General features: G+C 31.7%; 15 protein-coding genes. 5 read left to right on the plus strand and 10 right to left on the minus strand.

The genetic code is table 11. The features are described 5' to 3' along the window. Window position 1: 1 nt before the first annotated feature. Genes Y592_RS07295 through Y592_RS07310 form a run of 4 tightly spaced genes read right to left on the minus strand, consistent with a single transcriptional unit; the run spans window position 2 to window position 3,775 of the window. Window positions 2-412 carry an ATP-binding protein gene (locus tag Y592_RS07295; protein WP_075666331.1) on the minus strand — a complete coding sequence of 137 codons (411 nt, stop codon included), beginning with the start codon at window positions 410-412 and terminating at the stop codon, window positions 2-4. Next, a complete protein-coding gene (locus Y592_RS07300) occupies window positions 409-1,200 on the minus strand; it encodes an epoxyqueuosine reductase QueH (protein ID WP_075666332.1) in 792 nt (263 codons plus the stop codon). Before Y592_RS07300 ends, Y592_RS07295 begins: the two co-directional genes overlap by 4 nt. Further along, window positions 1,200-1,649: a D-aminoacyl-tRNA deacylase gene (gene dtd, locus Y592_RS07305; protein ID WP_075666333.1), complete on the minus strand. Its 450-nt coding sequence runs from the start codon at window positions 1,647-1,649 to the stop codon at window positions 1,200-1,202. Before dtd ends, Y592_RS07300 begins: the two co-directional genes overlap by 1 nt. Next, on the minus strand, window positions 1,646-3,775 hold the full coding sequence (locus Y592_RS07310) for a RelA/SpoT family protein (RefSeq protein ID WP_075666334.1): 2,130 nt from the start codon (window positions 3,773-3,775) through the stop codon (window positions 1,646-1,648). The genes dtd and Y592_RS07310 overlap by 4 nt, the downstream gene beginning before the upstream one ends. Window positions 3,776-3,889: 114 nt before the next feature. On the opposite strand from Y592_RS07310, the gene Y592_RS07315 reads away from it, so the two are divergent. Next, on the plus strand, window positions 3,890-5,497 hold the full coding sequence (locus tag Y592_RS07315; protein WP_075666335.1) for a hypothetical protein: 1,608 nt from the start codon (window positions 3,890-3,892) through the stop codon (window positions 5,495-5,497). 18 nt (window positions 5,498-5,515) lie between these two features. Beyond that, the gene (locus tag Y592_RS07320; protein WP_075666336.1) at window positions 5,516-7,537 is read left to right on the plus strand and encodes a S8 family serine peptidase; all 2,022 of its coding nucleotides are present in this window, start codon (window positions 5,516-5,518) and stop codon (window positions 7,535-7,537) included. A gap of 135 nt (window positions 7,538-7,672) precedes the next feature. Here the strand turns inward: Y592_RS07320 and Y592_RS07325 are convergent, their stop codons facing one another. Genes Y592_RS07325 through thrC form a run of 6 tightly spaced genes read right to left on the minus strand, consistent with a single transcriptional unit; the run spans window position 7,673 to window position 13,681 of the window. Further along, window positions 7,673-9,973, minus strand: coding sequence for a xanthine dehydrogenase family protein molybdopterin-binding subunit (locus Y592_RS07325; protein ID WP_075666337.1), 2,301 nt, complete (start codon window positions 9,971-9,973; stop codon window positions 7,673-7,675). Continuing rightward, on the minus strand, window positions 9,970-10,416 hold the full coding sequence (locus Y592_RS07330) for a (2Fe-2S)-binding protein (protein WP_075666338.1): 447 nt from the start codon (window positions 10,414-10,416) through the stop codon (window positions 9,970-9,972). The genes Y592_RS07325 and Y592_RS07330 overlap by 4 nt, the downstream gene beginning before the upstream one ends. Beyond that, complete coding sequence (locus Y592_RS07335) at window positions 10,413-11,180, minus strand: FAD binding domain-containing protein (RefSeq protein WP_075666339.1); 768 nt, start codon at window positions 11,178-11,180, stop codon at window positions 10,413-10,415. Before Y592_RS07335 ends, Y592_RS07330 begins: the two co-directional genes overlap by 4 nt. After that, window positions 11,177-12,019 carry an FAD binding domain-containing protein gene (locus Y592_RS07340; RefSeq protein ID WP_075666340.1) on the minus strand — a complete coding sequence of 281 codons (843 nt, stop codon included), beginning with the start codon at window positions 12,017-12,019 and terminating at the stop codon, window positions 11,177-11,179. The genes Y592_RS07335 and Y592_RS07340 overlap by 4 nt, the downstream gene beginning before the upstream one ends. Next, window positions 12,012-12,467 carry a (2Fe-2S)-binding protein gene (locus Y592_RS07345; protein ID WP_075666341.1) on the minus strand — a complete coding sequence of 152 codons (456 nt, stop codon included), beginning with the start codon at window positions 12,465-12,467 and terminating at the stop codon, window positions 12,012-12,014. The genes Y592_RS07340 and Y592_RS07345 overlap by 8 nt, the downstream gene beginning before the upstream one ends. Beyond that, window positions 12,464-13,681 (minus strand): threonine synthase, encoded by a 1,218-nt coding sequence (thrC, locus tag Y592_RS07350; RefSeq protein ID WP_088368934.1) that lies wholly within the window; start codon window positions 13,679-13,681, stop codon window positions 12,464-12,466. Before thrC ends, Y592_RS07345 begins: the two co-directional genes overlap by 4 nt. Before the next feature lie 148 nt (window positions 13,682-13,829). Here thrC and Y592_RS07355 point away from each other — a divergent pair, with 148 nt between their 5' ends. Genes Y592_RS07355 through thrS form a run of 3 tightly spaced genes read left to right on the plus strand, consistent with a single transcriptional unit; the run spans window position 13,830 to window position 16,696 of the window. Next, on the plus strand, window positions 13,830-14,372 hold the full coding sequence (locus Y592_RS07355) for an HD domain-containing protein (RefSeq protein ID WP_075666343.1): 543 nt from the start codon (window positions 13,830-13,832) through the stop codon (window positions 14,370-14,372). Further along, the gene (locus tag Y592_RS07360) at window positions 14,369-14,773 is read left to right on the plus strand and encodes a hypothetical protein (RefSeq protein WP_075666344.1); all 405 of its coding nucleotides are present in this window, start codon (window positions 14,369-14,371) and stop codon (window positions 14,771-14,773) included. Before Y592_RS07355 ends, Y592_RS07360 begins: the two co-directional genes overlap by 4 nt. Window positions 14,774-14,785: 12 nt before the next feature. Beyond that, entirely contained in the window at window positions 14,786-16,696 is a 1,911-nt protein-coding gene (thrS, locus tag Y592_RS07365; RefSeq protein ID WP_075666345.1) for a threonine--tRNA ligase, read from the plus strand. Window positions 16,697-16,699 lie beyond the last annotated feature (3 nt).

Below are 16,699 nucleotides of genomic sequence, written 5' to 3' on the forward strand. Positions count from 1 at the left end.
CCTAAATTTCATACTTTTTTAATAGGTATAACAAATTTCCATTTTCTACATCTTTAAATTCCATTTTGTTGAATATCTTTTTTATTATGTATACCCCCAATCCCCCAGGTCTAATTTCTTCTAGTTTTCTTGGTTTTACTTTTGTAGGATCAACTTTTTCACCAAAATCTCTGAGATATACTTCCAATATATTGGGTTCAAGCCATTTTAAGGTCATTATTATTGTTTTATCTCTTTGAAATTTGTAAGTGTGCTCTATTACATTGGCAATTGCTTCATTTACAGCAAGTTCTGTATCAAAGATATCTTGCTCTTTTATTCCTTTTTGAGCTAAGAAGTTTTGAATTACACTTCTTGCAATTTTTATATTTTCACTTCTTGAGAAAAAGGTTAAAGAAATAAAATCCATCATAGATTCTCCTTTATAATCTTTACTTTTTGGTTGTAATTTCCAAATTTATTCCAGCCTTCTTTTAGATTGAACTTGTTCTTTATATAGCTATCTACAATCAATATTTTGGGTCTTATCGATTTTACTACCTCAAAGAAGTTTTCTGTAATTTTTCTTTTGGATTCCTTTGTGATTTTAAAAGATTCTGGTAATATTTCCAAATTACTCAAACCAAGTTTTTCAAGATTATCTTTTGATCTTTCTAAAATCTTTTCAAATCTTTTTTTGCTTTCTATTTTTGAGAAAATACAACCACAATAGTTTTGTCTGTATATTTGGTTTTCTTTTACAAATTTTGCAGCAAGATGAGATTCATTACCTTTTCTAAAAAAGCTTTCAATATATTCAATTTTTTCCTCTTCCTCAACTATTTTACCAATATTGTTTATTTTTTCCAAAACTTTTTTTCTAGAAGCTGTTAAAGTTGTTGCAAAGGAACTTAATTTAAGTTCTTTTGCTTTTTTTGCGGTGTTTAATAGCCTAAAATAGATACATTTGTCGCATCTTTTTGAATTTTCACCAAGATTCTCTAACCCTTTTATTACTTTGAAGAATTCTTCTATGTTGTAATCACTTTCAATGAATGTCAAATTCCAGAGCTTTGCCAGTTTTTTAACTTCATTTAGCCTTTTTTTGTATTCTTCTTTAGGATGAATGTTGGGATTAAAAAAGTAAATGTATTTTATTTTATCTTTCCAGTGAAAGTACGCTGCTACAAGATCAGGAGCGCAACATACATGTAGTAGCATTAAAACACCTTCTTTGAGTCTAATAGTAAAGTTACAGGGCCATCGTTTTCTAATTTCACACTCATATTTGCTTTAAATTTTCCCGTTTCAACTTTGATATTATACTTTTTTACCTTTTCAACAAAATAATTGTATAAAATTTCTGCATCTTGCGGAGGAGCAGAATTGGAATATGAAGGTCTTCTTCCACGTCTACAATCCCCATACAAAGTAAATTGTGAAACAATCAGTATTTCACCTTTAATATCTAAAAGTGAAAGGTTCATTTTTCCTTCTTTATCGTCAAATATTCTCAAATTTAATATTTTTTCGACTAAATAATCTGCATCCTTTTCTGTATCTTCCTTTCCAATACCTACAAATACCAATATTCCATTTTTTATTTTTCCAATTATCTTACTTTCTACTTCTACACTTGCATTATTTACTCTTTGTATTACCGCTCTCATCTTCTTCTCACCTTCAATATCCCCGCTTTTTTTTCTAAATCATTTATTACTGAGTAAAGCTCACTTAAAGATTTTACCACAATTGTTATATTTGCAAAGATAGTGTTCCAATTTTTTGATTCATTTAGTTTGAAGCTTGTAACATTAATTTTGTTTGAAATTAAGAGATTCATAATTTCTGGGAGTCTTTCTGTTTTATCAAATTCAATCTCGAGAATTGTTGTAAATCCATTTTCATTTGTTGTCCCCCATTTAGCTTCAAAGATTCTATCTTCATCAATGTGACGTATGTTTTTACAATTAATTCTATGTACAGTTATGCCTCTTCTACTTGCAACACCAACTATGTTATCACCTGGTACAGGCATACAACATTTTGCAATATGGACATCTAGATTTGATATTCCATCAATTATTACTATATTTTGGGAACTTGACTTTTTTTTATTTGATTTTTTCTTTTGCTGTTTTTCTTTTTTTTTCTCGATAATAGTCAGGATATCATTGAATGTAATACTTCCTTCACCAATTCTAGAGTAGAATTCTTCTACACTTAAATTATGACTTTTTAAAAAATTTTGGATTTTTTCAAGTTCGAAGAATTTTTCAATTGAAATGTTTAATCTCTTTGAAATTTTTCTGATTACGTCTTTCCCTGAATCAATTAGTTTTTCCTTTTCTTTTTCTCTAAAGAATCTTCTTATTTTTGCTTTTGTTCGAGGACTTTTTGAATATTTTATCCAGTTAAGACTTGGTCCTTTACTTGATTTATTAACGAGTATTTCAATAACATCTCCGTTTTTTAATTTGTAATCAATTGGAACGATTTTTCCGTTTACTTTTGCACCAGAAAAGTGGTGTCCGATTTCTGTGTGAATTGCGTATGCAAAATCTATTACAGTTGATCCAAATGGCATATGAATTATTTCACCTTTTGGTGTTAAAACAAAAACTTCTTCTAATTGTAGTTCATTTTTCAGTTCAGAAAGATTAGTATTTCCTTGTAATAACTCTTTCCGCCAGTCTAGTAATTGAATAAGCCACTTTTGCTTTAGGTTTACATCTTTTTCTTTATATATCCAATGTGCGATAAGTCCATATTCTGCTTCGTTGTGCATTTGTATATCCCTTATTTGAATTTCAAGTGGTTCACCATACTGAGTTATAACTGTTGTGTGTATTGATTTATAACCGTTTGATTTAGGTGCTGCTATGTAATCTTTAAATCTCCCGGGCAAAGGGACCCATATTTGATGTACAACTCCTAATGCAGAATAACAAAATTTTATATTATCAACAATTGCTCTTATACCGATTAAGTCGTAAATTTCTTCAAATTTTTTCTTTTTTTCTATCATTTTCTTCCAGATACTGTAATAGTGTTTATACCTTCCTTCCACTTTTGCATTAATGTTGTGTTCTTTTAGTGCTAATTTTAATTGGTTTACATATTCATTAGTTCTTTCTTCACGTTCTTTCTTTTTTTCAGAGACAAGTTCCTTTATTTTGTAGTATTCTTTAGGACGTAGTACTTTAAAAGATAGGTCTTCTAGTTCCCATTTTATAATATGGATTCCTAATTTGTGAGCAATTGGGGCATACACTTCAAGTGTTTCAAGAGCTTTATACTTTTTTTTATCTTCATTTTTAACAAATTGTATAGTTCTCATATTGTGCAACCTATCTGCAAGTTTTACAAAAATAACCCTGACATCTTCTGCCATGGCAAATAACATTTTTTGTATTGTTTCACTTTTTTTCTTTTGTTCTATATTCCCAACAGGTGCATTTATTTTGCTTACTTTAGTAACACCATCAACTATTAAAGCCACTTTTTCACCAAATTCATTTTTTATGTCATCGAGTGTAACTTTTCCTTCACTATCTTCAACTACATCGTGTAATATACCTGAAATCATAGTTTCGACATCAAGTCCCAAAGAGGCTAGAATTTTTGAAACTTCTAAGGGATGTGTAATAAAAGGTTCTCCTGATTTTCTAAAGAATCCTTCATGAGCATATTCTGCCATTTTTATGGCTTTTTTTATTTTTTCCTTTTCTAGATTGTTTAATTCTTTCTTTAGAAGCGTTTCCAAAGTTTTTATAAAATCTTCATATTTACTCAATTTAATCACTCCTCACTCTTTGGAAATAATTTTAACATATTTTTGTAAAAATATGTTATAATTCGTGTGATGATTATTTTCTTAAGCATATCTTAAAAAAAGGGAGGGGTCAAGGTGAAAAAGGTGTTCTTGTTTTCGGTTGTTTTAGTTTTACTTTTGTTATTACTAAGCGGTTGTTTTTTAGTTGATACCACACCTGTTACTTTGAAAGTATATGTTACTGATTATAACAGTGGGGCGGCGGTTTCTGATGCTAAAATCAGTCTGCTACATAATGGAATTGAAAAGTTAGATATTTATACCAATGAAAAGGGAGAGGCGTTAATTAATTTACCAACAAATCGCGATATTATCTATGTTGACTTAATAGTTACTAAAGATGGACATTCTGTTACGAGGATAAACAACCTTAAATTGGAAAAGGGAAAAGAAAATATTTTTGAAACACAACTTAGGGTAAGTTCTTCTGGTAAAACAAATGTTTTAGAACCTCTAACTGTTAATTTAGAGCTGTATGGAGATAGTGCAATGAGTAAAAATTTATCGTTTGTAGATAATGTACTGGATGTTTCAACGGATACTTTATATTACAAAGTAACCGTTGAAAGCAATGAGTATAAAGAAAAATACATCTATGTAAAATTAGGAAGTGTTCCAGGTTCTGGATTTTTTACAAATCCAAGGGATATTAATTATGGCTCACCAGCTGAAGGTAGTATTTCAACAGTTGGATTTGACGGATTGGTACCATTATATGTTGCTGCGTTTGATCAAAATGAAAATTTAGTTGTAAATGTATATTATCTAAATATCCATAGAAAGGGAAAAAGTGTAGATAACTATTATCAAGTCGAATATAAAGATGGTGCAAGGATTTTCGCGTATACCAGAAGAGGTGGAATAGCGTTTTATGGTGGTTCAGATAAGATAAATAAAAAGGCAGATATTACATTGAGAAAGCCACAAGCAGCTCCTGAAAAAGATACAAATCTTTGGGTAGAAGTAAAATGGATTTCTTGGGAGCAGTCAAGTGCATCTTCTACAACAGATCAACCTGATGCATATGTTGTATATAGAAGTTTTGATGGTGAAAGCTTTGAGGAAATAGCAACTGTTCCAGAGGGATACAATTACTATAGAGACAAATCTCCAAGACTTGAAGTTGGAAAAGAAGTCTGGTATAAAGTAGGCGCAAAATATGGAGATTATGTTGCAACTCCAACATTGTTAGGTTCTGTTGTTCCTTTGGATATTTTTGGTATAAAATACATTTCACCTGTTGATGGTGCGACAAACGTATCAACTAATCCAATATTTTCTTGGGAAATAGTAAATCCTGTAGAGTCAAAAGAAGGGACACCTGTTTATTACTTTGATATTTGGTTATACGATAACACCGTGAATGATTCTGGATATTATTCTTTAAGTAAATCTGGATATCCGAAGTATAATTTTTTGATTACTACAGCAACGTCTGTTGAAATTGAGTTTAGTAATCCTCCTTTTGGATTACGGTGGGTGGATTATGCGGCAAAGACGTGGTATCCATATGTTACTTTGCAGAAAAATAAAACATATGAGTGGGGAAATGAACTTGCAGTAGCAGTGGTAAGCGATGAAGATTCTGAAGCATATTCAATTTATGCTGATTTAGGCAAGATATTTGATCCATTTAAGATTGAAGCAGAAATATATAATACATTTACAACGGGTGAAAATTAAGAAAGGGGGTAGAAAGAGATGAGAAAAAGTTTAAAATTTATTTTTCCACTTATTTTGATAGTATTTTTGATATTTTCTTCCTGTGGATTAAATAGTGGTATAGTAAGTAATCCGGAGAATAATAATGTAAACAATGTAAAATTTGGCAGTTTAGAGGAAGAACACGAACAAGGAAAAGTATTGGTTGGATATGAAAATAGAGAAGATGTAGAAAAAGTAGTAGAGGCGTTGAATGGTAAAATTTCTGTTGATTTGCCACAAATTAAAGTTGTTTCAATTAAATTTGATGGTACGGTAAAAGATGCATATGAAAAGATTATGAAATTAAATTTAAAGGGATTGAAATTTGTTGAGCCAAGTTACAAAAGATGGATAATTGATCCTAAACCTGTTTCTGATGAACATTTAATGATAAAATCAAATGGAGATTCCCTGTTTTCAGAAAGAGGAGAAGAGGAATTTTCAAAGTACCTTTGGGGTCTTGAAGCAATAAATGTAAAAGCAGCATGGGATGCGGGATATAAAGGAAATGGTATAGTTGTTGCAGTTATAGATAGTGGTGTTGATGGTACACATCCAGACCTTCAAGGACAGGTTATTGAAGGTTATAGACCACTTACTAATGAAGTGCTTTCCGCTGGAACAGATTCATCATTTGGTGGAGCTCATGGTACTCACGTTGCTGGAACGATTGCGGCATCGGAAAACTCTCTTGGAATCGTTGGAGTAGCCCCAGAGGCAAAGATAATGCCAATAGTAATTTTTGATGGTGCGGATGGTAAGTATATTGGTGATGACGAAGCTGCAGAAGGAATTATTTGGGCAGTTGATCATGGTGCGGATATTTTACAAAATTCTTGGGGAGGTTGGGGATACAGTTATACACTTAAGGCTGCATATGATTATGCTTTGGATAACGATGTAGTTGTAACTGTATCCGCTGGTAATGATCATACGGATCAACATGTGCATTATCCAAGTGGATATCCAGGAATTATACAAGTTGCAGCAGTAGAGTATAATGGTGGGAACTATAGGACAACGTGGTTCTCAAATAGAAGTGATGCAATAACAGTTGGAGCACCGGGCGTCTCAATTTTGTCGACAGTTCCATTGAGTACATCTAAAGGTTATGAAGGTCACAGTTTTGAAGATTCAAAGGGCGGATTGTACGATGTTTATCAGGGAACGTCAATGGCATGTCCACATGTATCTGGTGTTGTTGCATTATTAAAACAAAAATATCCAAATGCAAAAGTATGGCAGATAAGAAAGCTTATAGAAGAAGGTGCTGTTGATATAGATGAAGCAGGTTTTGATCATTCATCAGGTTATGGACTTATTAATACAAAAAATTCAATTGGTATGGAATTACCAACAAGTGGAGGAATTGAATCATTTGATGTGAAAGTGGTTAATTCTCAAAATAATGGAATTTCCGGAGTTTTTGTTACATTAAAGAGACTTGAAGGTTTTGGTGGAGATTATTTTGCAAAGACAGATTCATATGGAATTGCTCACTTTTCAAATATTGATGCAGGAAAGTATGAAATAATAGCAGGTGGTCCCGATTCAAACGATAGAAGCTATAATGGTGGATATCTTGGAAGTTATGCAACACGTAGAGAAGAAGAAAGGCAAGTTTCTAAAATATTGAATTTATCAACAAACACAACTCAAGAATTTACTTTTACTTCAACTTTCAAGTTTAAATTTGATGCACCATCGGTGAGTTTGGGGCAGGCAACGGTGACAGTTGATTCTGCATTGCATGAGATTGTTTTGGGAAAAAGAGTTTCTTATAGTGAAGAAGAGTTTATTCCTGGAAATGACTATGATTATTCAAACATTGCTGGTTTAGCACTGATAAGGATTGAAAGATCAAATGTTGGTGCAACTTGCACAGTCAATGGAACGGTAACTTTGAATGGTTATGAAATCCCAGTATATGGTACATTTGAATCAACAGATGCTACGCTTGCCACGGTAGATGAATTAGGTGGAGCAAAGCGTTGGTGGTTATTATTTGGTAGCAACTGATAAATTAATGGTAAAAATTCCCTCCCGTTTTTAGTCGGGAGGGTTTTTTTATAAATATTTTTTTATAAATATTTAAGTTATAGATAAATGAAACGAATGGAACAGCTTATTGTTAAAGTTTTTACACAGTGGTGTTTATTTTATAGCATTTAGTATCTTTTCTGGGGTTATTGGGAGTTGTGTAATTCTTACGCCGACAGCGTTATAAATGGCGTTAGCTATTGCTGCGGGTGGAGTGTCAATACCTATTTCACCTACTGATTTTGCACCGAAGGGACCACTTGGTTCATAACTTTCGACAAATTTTACAATTATATTTCCAATGTCCATTCTTGATGGTATCTTATAATTCATCAAATTATTTGTTAATAATTTTCCATTTTTAGTGTATTTTACATCTTCAAATAGTGCCATGCCTATACCTTGCACAATTCCCCCTTCTATTTGTACTTTTGCAAGATTTGGATTTATTGTTACTCCACAATCTACGACACCTACGTAGTTTATAAGTTTCACCTTCCCTGTTTCAATATCTACTTCTACTTCTGCAAAACCTGCCATATAAGGTGGTGGAGATTCTTTGCCTACATAAGAAGCGTCTGCTACAAGTTGTTTTTGGTTTTCTGTGTAATATAGCACTGTGGCAAGTTCTTTTAGTGATACCCTTTTATTACCATCTTTTTCGTATATAAACTCACCATCAAAATCTGCCTTTTCTTCTGGAATTTCAAGTTTTTTAGCGCCTTCTTTAATTATTAATTTTTTCATTTTTTCTGCGGCAAGTTGTACAGCATGACCAGATACATATGTTGTACTTGATGCGTATGCTCCCGTGTCAAATGGTGTTAAATCAGTGTCAGATGAATACACAATTATATTTTCAGTTGAAACATTTAAGATTTCTGCAGCCATCTGTGCAAGAATTGTATCACTTCCTGTTCCAAGGTCTGTTGCACCAATAAGCAAATTAAAAGAGCCATCATCATTGAGTTTTAATATGGCAGATGCCATATCAATATTAGCAATTCCAGAACCTTGCATTGCTATAGCCATTCCTACACCACGAACTTTTGTTTCAGAAACTTTTATTCTTGGATATTTTTCTTTCCAACCTATTAATTTCATTCCTTCTTCAATACATTCATTAAGTTTACAACTTTTTATTATCATTTCAGCACCTTCACGACCTTCTCCCATAATTTTGAATATAGGAGATGTTTCACCTTCATTCATCATGTTCTTTTTTCGAAGTTCTACTGGATCTATTCCAAGTTTTTGAGAAAGTATATCCAGAGCAGATTCTAATGCAAAATTTGCCTGAATAGCACCATATCCTCTATAAGCACCTGCTGGTACTGTATTTGTATACACAACTTTTCCTTTAAAACGTACAGCATTTACTTTGTTGTATAGAGGAAGAGTTTTTGAACCAGCAACCATGAAAGTTGTAAGTGCGTGTTCGCCATAAGCTCCTGTATCAGAAAGCCCCTCCATATCAATAACTTTTAACTTACCATCTTTGGTGGCACCTAAGGTTACATCGAATCTCATACAATGTCTACGATAAGTGGATTCAAAAACTTCTTGGCGTGTGTATATTAATTTTGCTGGTTTTCCAGTTTTAAGTGTTACAGCTGCTACGAATGGTTCACCGTGGACTGCTTGTTTTCCGCCAAAACCGCCACCAATTCTTGGTTTAATTACTCTTATATTTCTTATTGGTATATCAAAAGCTTCAGATATTATTCTTCTAACGTGAAATGGGACCTGTGTGGAGCTGATTATTACAAGTCTTCCGTGCATATCAATGTAAGAAGTTGCTGAATGTGGTTCAAATGCAACATGGGCTTGGGCTTGCGTATAAAATCGTTCTTTTACAACTACTTCACATTTTTTTAGTTCTTCTTCTATATCTCCAATTTGCATTTCATACGATGCTGCAATATTTTTCGCTGCATTAAATCCTATTTCAAACATAGAATGTGCTTCTTTTTCTGGATGTATTATAGATGAATGTTCTTCGGCTTTTTCAAAATCAAGAACAGGTTCAAAAATTTCGTATTCAACTTTTATCTTTTTAAGTGCTTTTGTTACGGCATTTTCATTTTTTCCAGCTACAATAGCAACTTCATCACCTACATATCTTACATATTCATCTAATATATACCAGTCATGAGGTGATGGTTCAGGATAACCTTGTCCAGCTCGTGTTATTGGATTTTTTGGAACATCTTTATATGTTAATATACATTCAATTCCCTCAATTTTTTCCGCTTCAGATATATCAATGTGTTTTATTTTTGCAAATGCATGGGGGCTTCGCAAAATTTTTACTATTAAAGAATCTTTTGGAGTTAAATCGTTCGTATAGACGGGTTTTCCAAGCATTAATCCAAAAGCATCTTTTTTTATTATGTTTTTTGTAACTTCTTTCATTTTGTCACCCCCAAAAATTTCGTGATAGCTCTATGCTGACTTTCATATCCTGTACATCTACAAAGATTACCTATGAGTTTGATTTTTGCTTTGTTTAGGTCTTTAACACCAATTTTTTTGAGATACACAGTATTTAAAATCAGACCTGGGCTACAATAACCGCATTGGTCTGCTCCTTCTTCTGATAACAATTTTGCAAAAGCTTTTGCATCTTCAAGTCCTTCAACTGTAGTTATTTCGTGACCATCAGCCCTTGCTGCAAAAACTGAACACGATGGAATAGGTTTACCATCAAAGAGAACAGTGCAAATACCACACATTCCCGTGTCACATCCTCTTCTTACACTGTAATATCCCAATTTCCTTAAAACATCGAGTAATATTTCGTGTGGTTCAATATCTATTTCTTCAGTTTTATTATTTACTTTTAACTTTATTCTCATTGTATAACCTCCCTTAAAGCTCTTTTTAATAACGCTTTACAAACTTTTTGTCTGTATATTTTTGACGCTCTTAAGTCATCGGAAAATTTGATTTTATTTAATAAGGATTCTACGGCTTTGTCAATATCTTCAAAGAAATTAAGATCTTTTGTTATCAAAACTGCCATTGCTGGTCTTGCGCCTACAGCAATTTTTACTTCATTTTCCGATTTTGAAACGGCTATGTTTATTATTGAAAAATCATATTCTGAATTTTTGATATTTTTAAATGAGACCGCCAGAGGTTTTTTCTTAATTGTTATTTTTTCAAGTATATCTTTTTGAATTTTTGTATTTAGAAAGTCTTCTAGTCTTATTTTTCCATTTTTGTATAAATGTACTTCTGTTTCTAAAACTAATAGTCCGGTTATAAGATCTGAGAAGCCAAATTTTGGGAAGATAGTACCACCAACTGTTATAAGATTACGCATTTGAAAGCTCAAGATATTTTCGGTTATGTTTTTGAGAAATCCGTTATACAGATTCGAAATAATGGTATTATCTTCAAACTCGGATAAAGTTACCATTGCACCTATTTCAATTTCATTTTCACTTTCCCGTATAAAATCAAGTTTTGCATCTATTAAATCTATTGCTGTTTCAAAACTTTGGTTTGAAAGTTTTAGAAAAGTAGCACCACCTATAATTTTTGCATTTTTTGATGTTAATACTTCGTAAGCTTCTTGCAAATTTTTTGGTTTTAAATATTCTTTAAAATAAATCATATACTCACCACCTCATTTTTAAGGTTATAAAAAGCTTTTATTGTAAGGTTGTATACAAGTTTCTTTCTTTCACTTTTACTTGCTCTAACATCATTAATTGGTTTGGATAATTTTTCAAACTCATTTGCAAGGTATTTAAATAACTCAATTGAAAACTCTTCGCCAATTATTTTGCTTTCGATATTTTTATCTCTTAATATAGTTGGAGATACAGAACCAAAACAAATGGAAATATCTTCTATTTTCCCATTATTTTCTTTAAGTAATACAGCTATACTTGCTATTGAAATTATCATAGCATTTCTTTTTCCCACCTTTTCAAAGAAGAATTTGTAATTATTTTTTACATCTATTTCTATTGCGTATATGATTTCATTTTGTGCAAGATCGATTTTTGAAGGGCCTAAAATAAAATTTTCGATTGGTATTATTCTATTTGTTGGTTTTATTATTATATTTCCATTTAATAGGTAAGTTGCAAGAATAAAATCACCAGCGGGAGAAGCATTTGCGATATTACCAATAGGCGTGCCTCTATTTCTTATCATTGGAGAACCAATAAGTTTAATTATCTTTTCTAAAAATAAATTTGTTTTGTTTTTCTTTAAGAATTCCAAAAGATCTGTGTATGTTGTGTTGAGTGGGATTATTAATTTTCGATTTTCAAGTTTTATAGCTGATTTAATTTTTTTTGTGTCTATAACTGTTTGAGGTTTAATAATACCGTATCTCATTTTTACAAAAAGATCTGTTCCACCTGAAAATACCACTCCATTTGTGTTATTTTTAATTTTTAGAAGTTCATCTAAAGTTGATGGGGAGTAATAATTTTTAATCATTATTCTCACATCCTTTTGCAGCTATCTTTACTGCTTCGATAATTTTTATATATCCTGTGCATCTACAGAGATTTCCTTCAAGTGCGTCTCTTATCTCTTCTTCGCTAGGAGTGGGATTGTTATCTAGAAGGTATTTTGTGGAAATGATAAATCCGGGTGTACAAAATCCACATTGAATTGCACCAGCTTTTACAAAAGCCATTTTAATAGAATCTTCTACTCCTTCAAGGGTTATTATCTCTTTCCCATCTAATTCTACTGCGAGCATAAGGCAAGAATGAACTGTTTTTCCATTAACAATTATTGTACAAGCACCACATTCACCTTCACCACATCCTTCCTTAATTGATGTTATTTTTAAATCATCACGTAAAAAATCAATGGCACGTTTATGTACTTCAACTTCTTTTGTTACTTCTTTCCCATTGAGTTTGAATTTTATCCTCATTTTATCACCTCTATGTACTTCAGTACTTCTTCTAATTTTGGAGGAATTTTTTTAATTTTTATATTATTTTTTATAGGATCTACATCTTTTAATCCGTTTCCAGTTATAAAGATGGCAATAGACTCATTTTTTGATATGAATTTTTGACTTAATGCTTTTTTGAATCCTGCAAAAGCGGTTGCACCAGCAGGTTCTGCAAAAATCCCCGTTTTTTGTGCAAGCTCAAATATTGCTTTTTGTATTTCTATGTCTGATACTCTAATGAATTTTCCTTTACTTTTTTCAACATATTTACATGCTTTTATAACGTCTCTTGGCTTTCCAACTGAGATACTATCTGCAATTGTATTTGGTTGAATGTCAAACGGAGTGTATGGTCTACCTTTTTCAAACGTTTTTGTTACGGCGTCTGCACCTTCTGCTTGAACACCAATTATCTTTGGTATTTTATTTGTTAGGTTTAATTTGTAAAAATCGTAAAATCCTTTGAAAATTCCACTAATCACAGTTCCGTCTCCTACACTTACAAAGACAACATCTGGCACATTGAAATCTAATTGAACTATAAGTTCCATTGCTCCTGTTTTTTTGCCTTCTAAAAGGTAAGGATTAATTGCTGAATTTCTCGAATACCAGTTTAATTTACTTCCAATTTTCATTGAAATATCAAAAGCTGTATCGTAATTTCCATCAATTTTTAATATATTTGCACCGTATACTACTAGTTGTGCAAGTTTTGCAATCGGTATATTTGATGGAACAAAAATGAAAGTTTTAAGTTTAGTGGTAGTTGTTAGTCCAGCAAGTGAACTTGCGGCATTCCCAGTTGATGCACAATAAATTGTGTCAAAGTTATATTCATATGCTTTTGAAATTGCAATAGCTGTTGCTCGATCTTTGTATGATCCTGTTGGGTTGGTTCCATCATATTTGAAGATTACATTTTTAACTCCATAAAAGTTTTTGAAAGAGAGGAGAGGTGTATTTCCAACTTTTTGTCTAATGGGATATTCTTTTATGGGAAGAATAGCTTTAAACTGTGAAATATCGCCGCATTTGTTAAATTGACTTTTCTTTAATTTTATTTTATCGTAGTCATATACTACTTCAATTGTGCCATACCTTGGGCCACATTTATCACATGTATACAGAGTTGGTGATGGTTCAAACAACTTACCACATGTTATGCATCTTAACTTATACGTATTGCACATAAAATTCCTCCTTATTTTTTTTTAGATTATACTTTTATGTGGTTAAAAAATAAAAAAAGTAAAAATTAAAGAAAAATTAATTTGTTAGGTTATTTTCAAGTATAATAGAGTGTGGTTTGTGATATACTATAAATATGGAGGTGTAAGAATGAATAGAAACGAGGCGTTTGAATTATTAACAGAACACATAAAAACAAAAAATCTTATAAAACATTGTATTGCCACAGAGGCGTTAATGCGAAAATTTGCAAAGCATTTTAACGAAGATGAAGAGGAGTGGGGAATTGCGGGACTTCTTCACGATTTAGATTATGAATACACAAAAAATGATCCTGCACTCCATGGATTGAAAACAGTAGAAATATTGGGAGATAGTGTAAGTGATAGTATAAAAAATGCAATTTTAGCACATTGTGGTAAAAAAAGAAGGGAAACACTTATGGAAAAGGTAATTTATGCAGCTGATCCAACCACTGGCTTTATCGTTGCATCAGCTCTTATTAGACCGGAAAAGAAGTTAGAGCCTGTGGATGTTAAATTTTTATTAAAAAGGTTTAAAGAAAAATCATTTGCAAAAGGAGCAAATAGGGAACAAATGAAAAGTTGTGAGGAATTTGGAATGGAACTTGAAGAATTTTTTGAAAAGTCTTTGGAAGCTATGAAAGAAATTTCCAAGGAGCTTGGTCTATGATTTTAAGAATAGTTTTGTGGACGCTTCCAGTTTTATTTATAAGTTTTGATTTAACTTTTAGCGATCTTTTTGTATTATTCCCTTTGTTTTTCTTTTTGGAATCTGTAGTTGATTTTAGTTTTGAGAAAGCTTTGAGATATGTTGTTTTTTTGAGTTTATATTCCTTTGTTGTATTTAAGGAGTTTGGAATAATTAACATACTTATAATCTTTTTTATTTTGTTATTGGAATCATTTAGGGATAATTTCTTGAAATTATGGGTGCTTTCGTTATTGGAGATTATTGTTTATTTTGGTATTAGAATTTTTGTTGAAAGGAATATAGTTTTTATTATTTCCATATTAATTGCTTTTGGTTTTAATTTTTATTTGTTAAAAAAGAAAATAATAGAGTATAGATAGGAGGTATTATTTATGAGGGTTACTTTCCCAGATGGCAGTATAAAAGAGTTTAATAGTGGTATTACACCAGGGGAGATAGCAAAGAATATTAGTGAGGGGTTATTTAGAAACGCAGTAGGTGCGTTGGTTAATGGGAAATTGTGGGATTTGAATAGACCAATTGAATTTGACTGTGAATTGAAAATAATTACAAAAAAAGATGAAGAAGCACCTGAAATATACAGACATACAATGTCACATATTTTGGCACAAGCGGTTATGAGGATATACGGTGCTGAAAATGTGAGGTTGGGCATTGGTCCAACCATTGAAAATGGATTTTATTATGATTTTGATATTGTAAACGCTACTATTAAAGAAGAAGATTTGGAAAAAATTGAAAAAGAAATGAAGAAAATAATAAAAGAAGATTTGCCAATTGAAAGGTTTGAACTTCCAAAAGATGAGGCAATTAAATTAATGAAAAGTAAGGGACAAATTTACAAGGTAGAATTAATAAAAGAAATTGATGATAAAAAGGTTAGTTTTTATAAGCAGGGGGAATTTGTTGATTTGTGTAGAGGACCTCATTTGCCAAGGACTGGAATGATAAAGCATTTTAAATTGCTTTCAGTATCTGGCGCATATTGGAGAGGTAGTGAAAAAAATCCAATGCTCCAAAGGATATATGGAACATCTTTTGCTTCAAAAGAAGAACTTGATAATTACTTAAGAATGATTGAAGAAGCCAAGAAGAGAGATCACAGAAAACTGGGACCTAAGTTGGGGTTGTTTTTTATAAATAGTGAAGTTGCAGCCGGAATGCCCATCTTTTTGCCAAAAGGTGCAACTATTTTAAATGAGTTAATGAATTTTTCGCGAGAATTACATAAAAAATATGGTTATACTGAAGTGATAACTCCATTAGTTATGAATGTTAAGCTCTGGCATCAAAGTGGTCATTGGGATCACTATAAGGAAAATATGTATTTTACGGAAAAAGAAGAAATAGAATATGCAATAAAACCTATGAATTGTCCTGGACATATTTTAATTTACAAAAACGATGTAGTTTCTTATAGAGATTTACCTATTAGGTTATTTGAGTTTGGGAAGGTTCATAGATATGAAAGAAGTGGAGTATTGCACGGACTTTTAAGGGTAAGAGCATTTACTCAGGATGATGCACATATATTCTGTAGACAAGATCAAATAGAAGAAGAAGTTAGTAAAGTAGTTAAATTAATAGATGAATTGTACAAACCATTTGGATTTTCATATAGAGCAACTTTAAGTACAATGCCAGAAGATCACATGGGAGATGAGGAAACTTGGAATAAAGCAACTGATGCTTTGAAAAAAGTTTTAGAGGATATAAATCTTAACTTTGATATAGCAGAAGGTGAAGGTGCTTTTTACGGTCCAAAAGTTGATTTTCACGTAAAAGATTCCTTAGGAAGAGAGTGGCAATGTGCAACTATACAATTGGACTTTCAAATGCCTGAAAGGTTTGAAATTAGTTATGTTGATAAAGATGGCAGCGAGAAAAGACCTGTTATGATACATACTGCTAAATACGGTTCTTTGGAAAGATTTTTTGGAATATTAATTGAGCACTTTGCAGGTGCGTTTCCTTTGTGGCTTTCACCAATTCAAGTGATTATATTGCCGGTTTCCGATAAGTTTGTTGATTATGCAGAAGAAATTTATAAGATACTTGAAAATAATAATATTAGAGTATCATTAGATGATAGAAATGAGACTTTGGGTTACAAAATACGATATGCTCAAATAAATAAAATACCATACATGATTATTGTAGGAGAAAAAGAGGCGGAAAGTGGTAAAATTAGTATTAGAAAAAGAGATGGAAGTGAGCAAAAAGATATATTAATAGACGAATTTATTGAAAATATAAAGAATATGATAAAAGATAGAAGGTGAGAA

Origin of the sequence: Thermosipho sp. 1070 (assembly GCF_001682135.1) — a bacterium.
Taxonomy (GTDB): Bacteria; Thermotogota; Thermotogae; order Thermotogales; family Fervidobacteriaceae; genus Thermosipho; species Thermosipho affectus.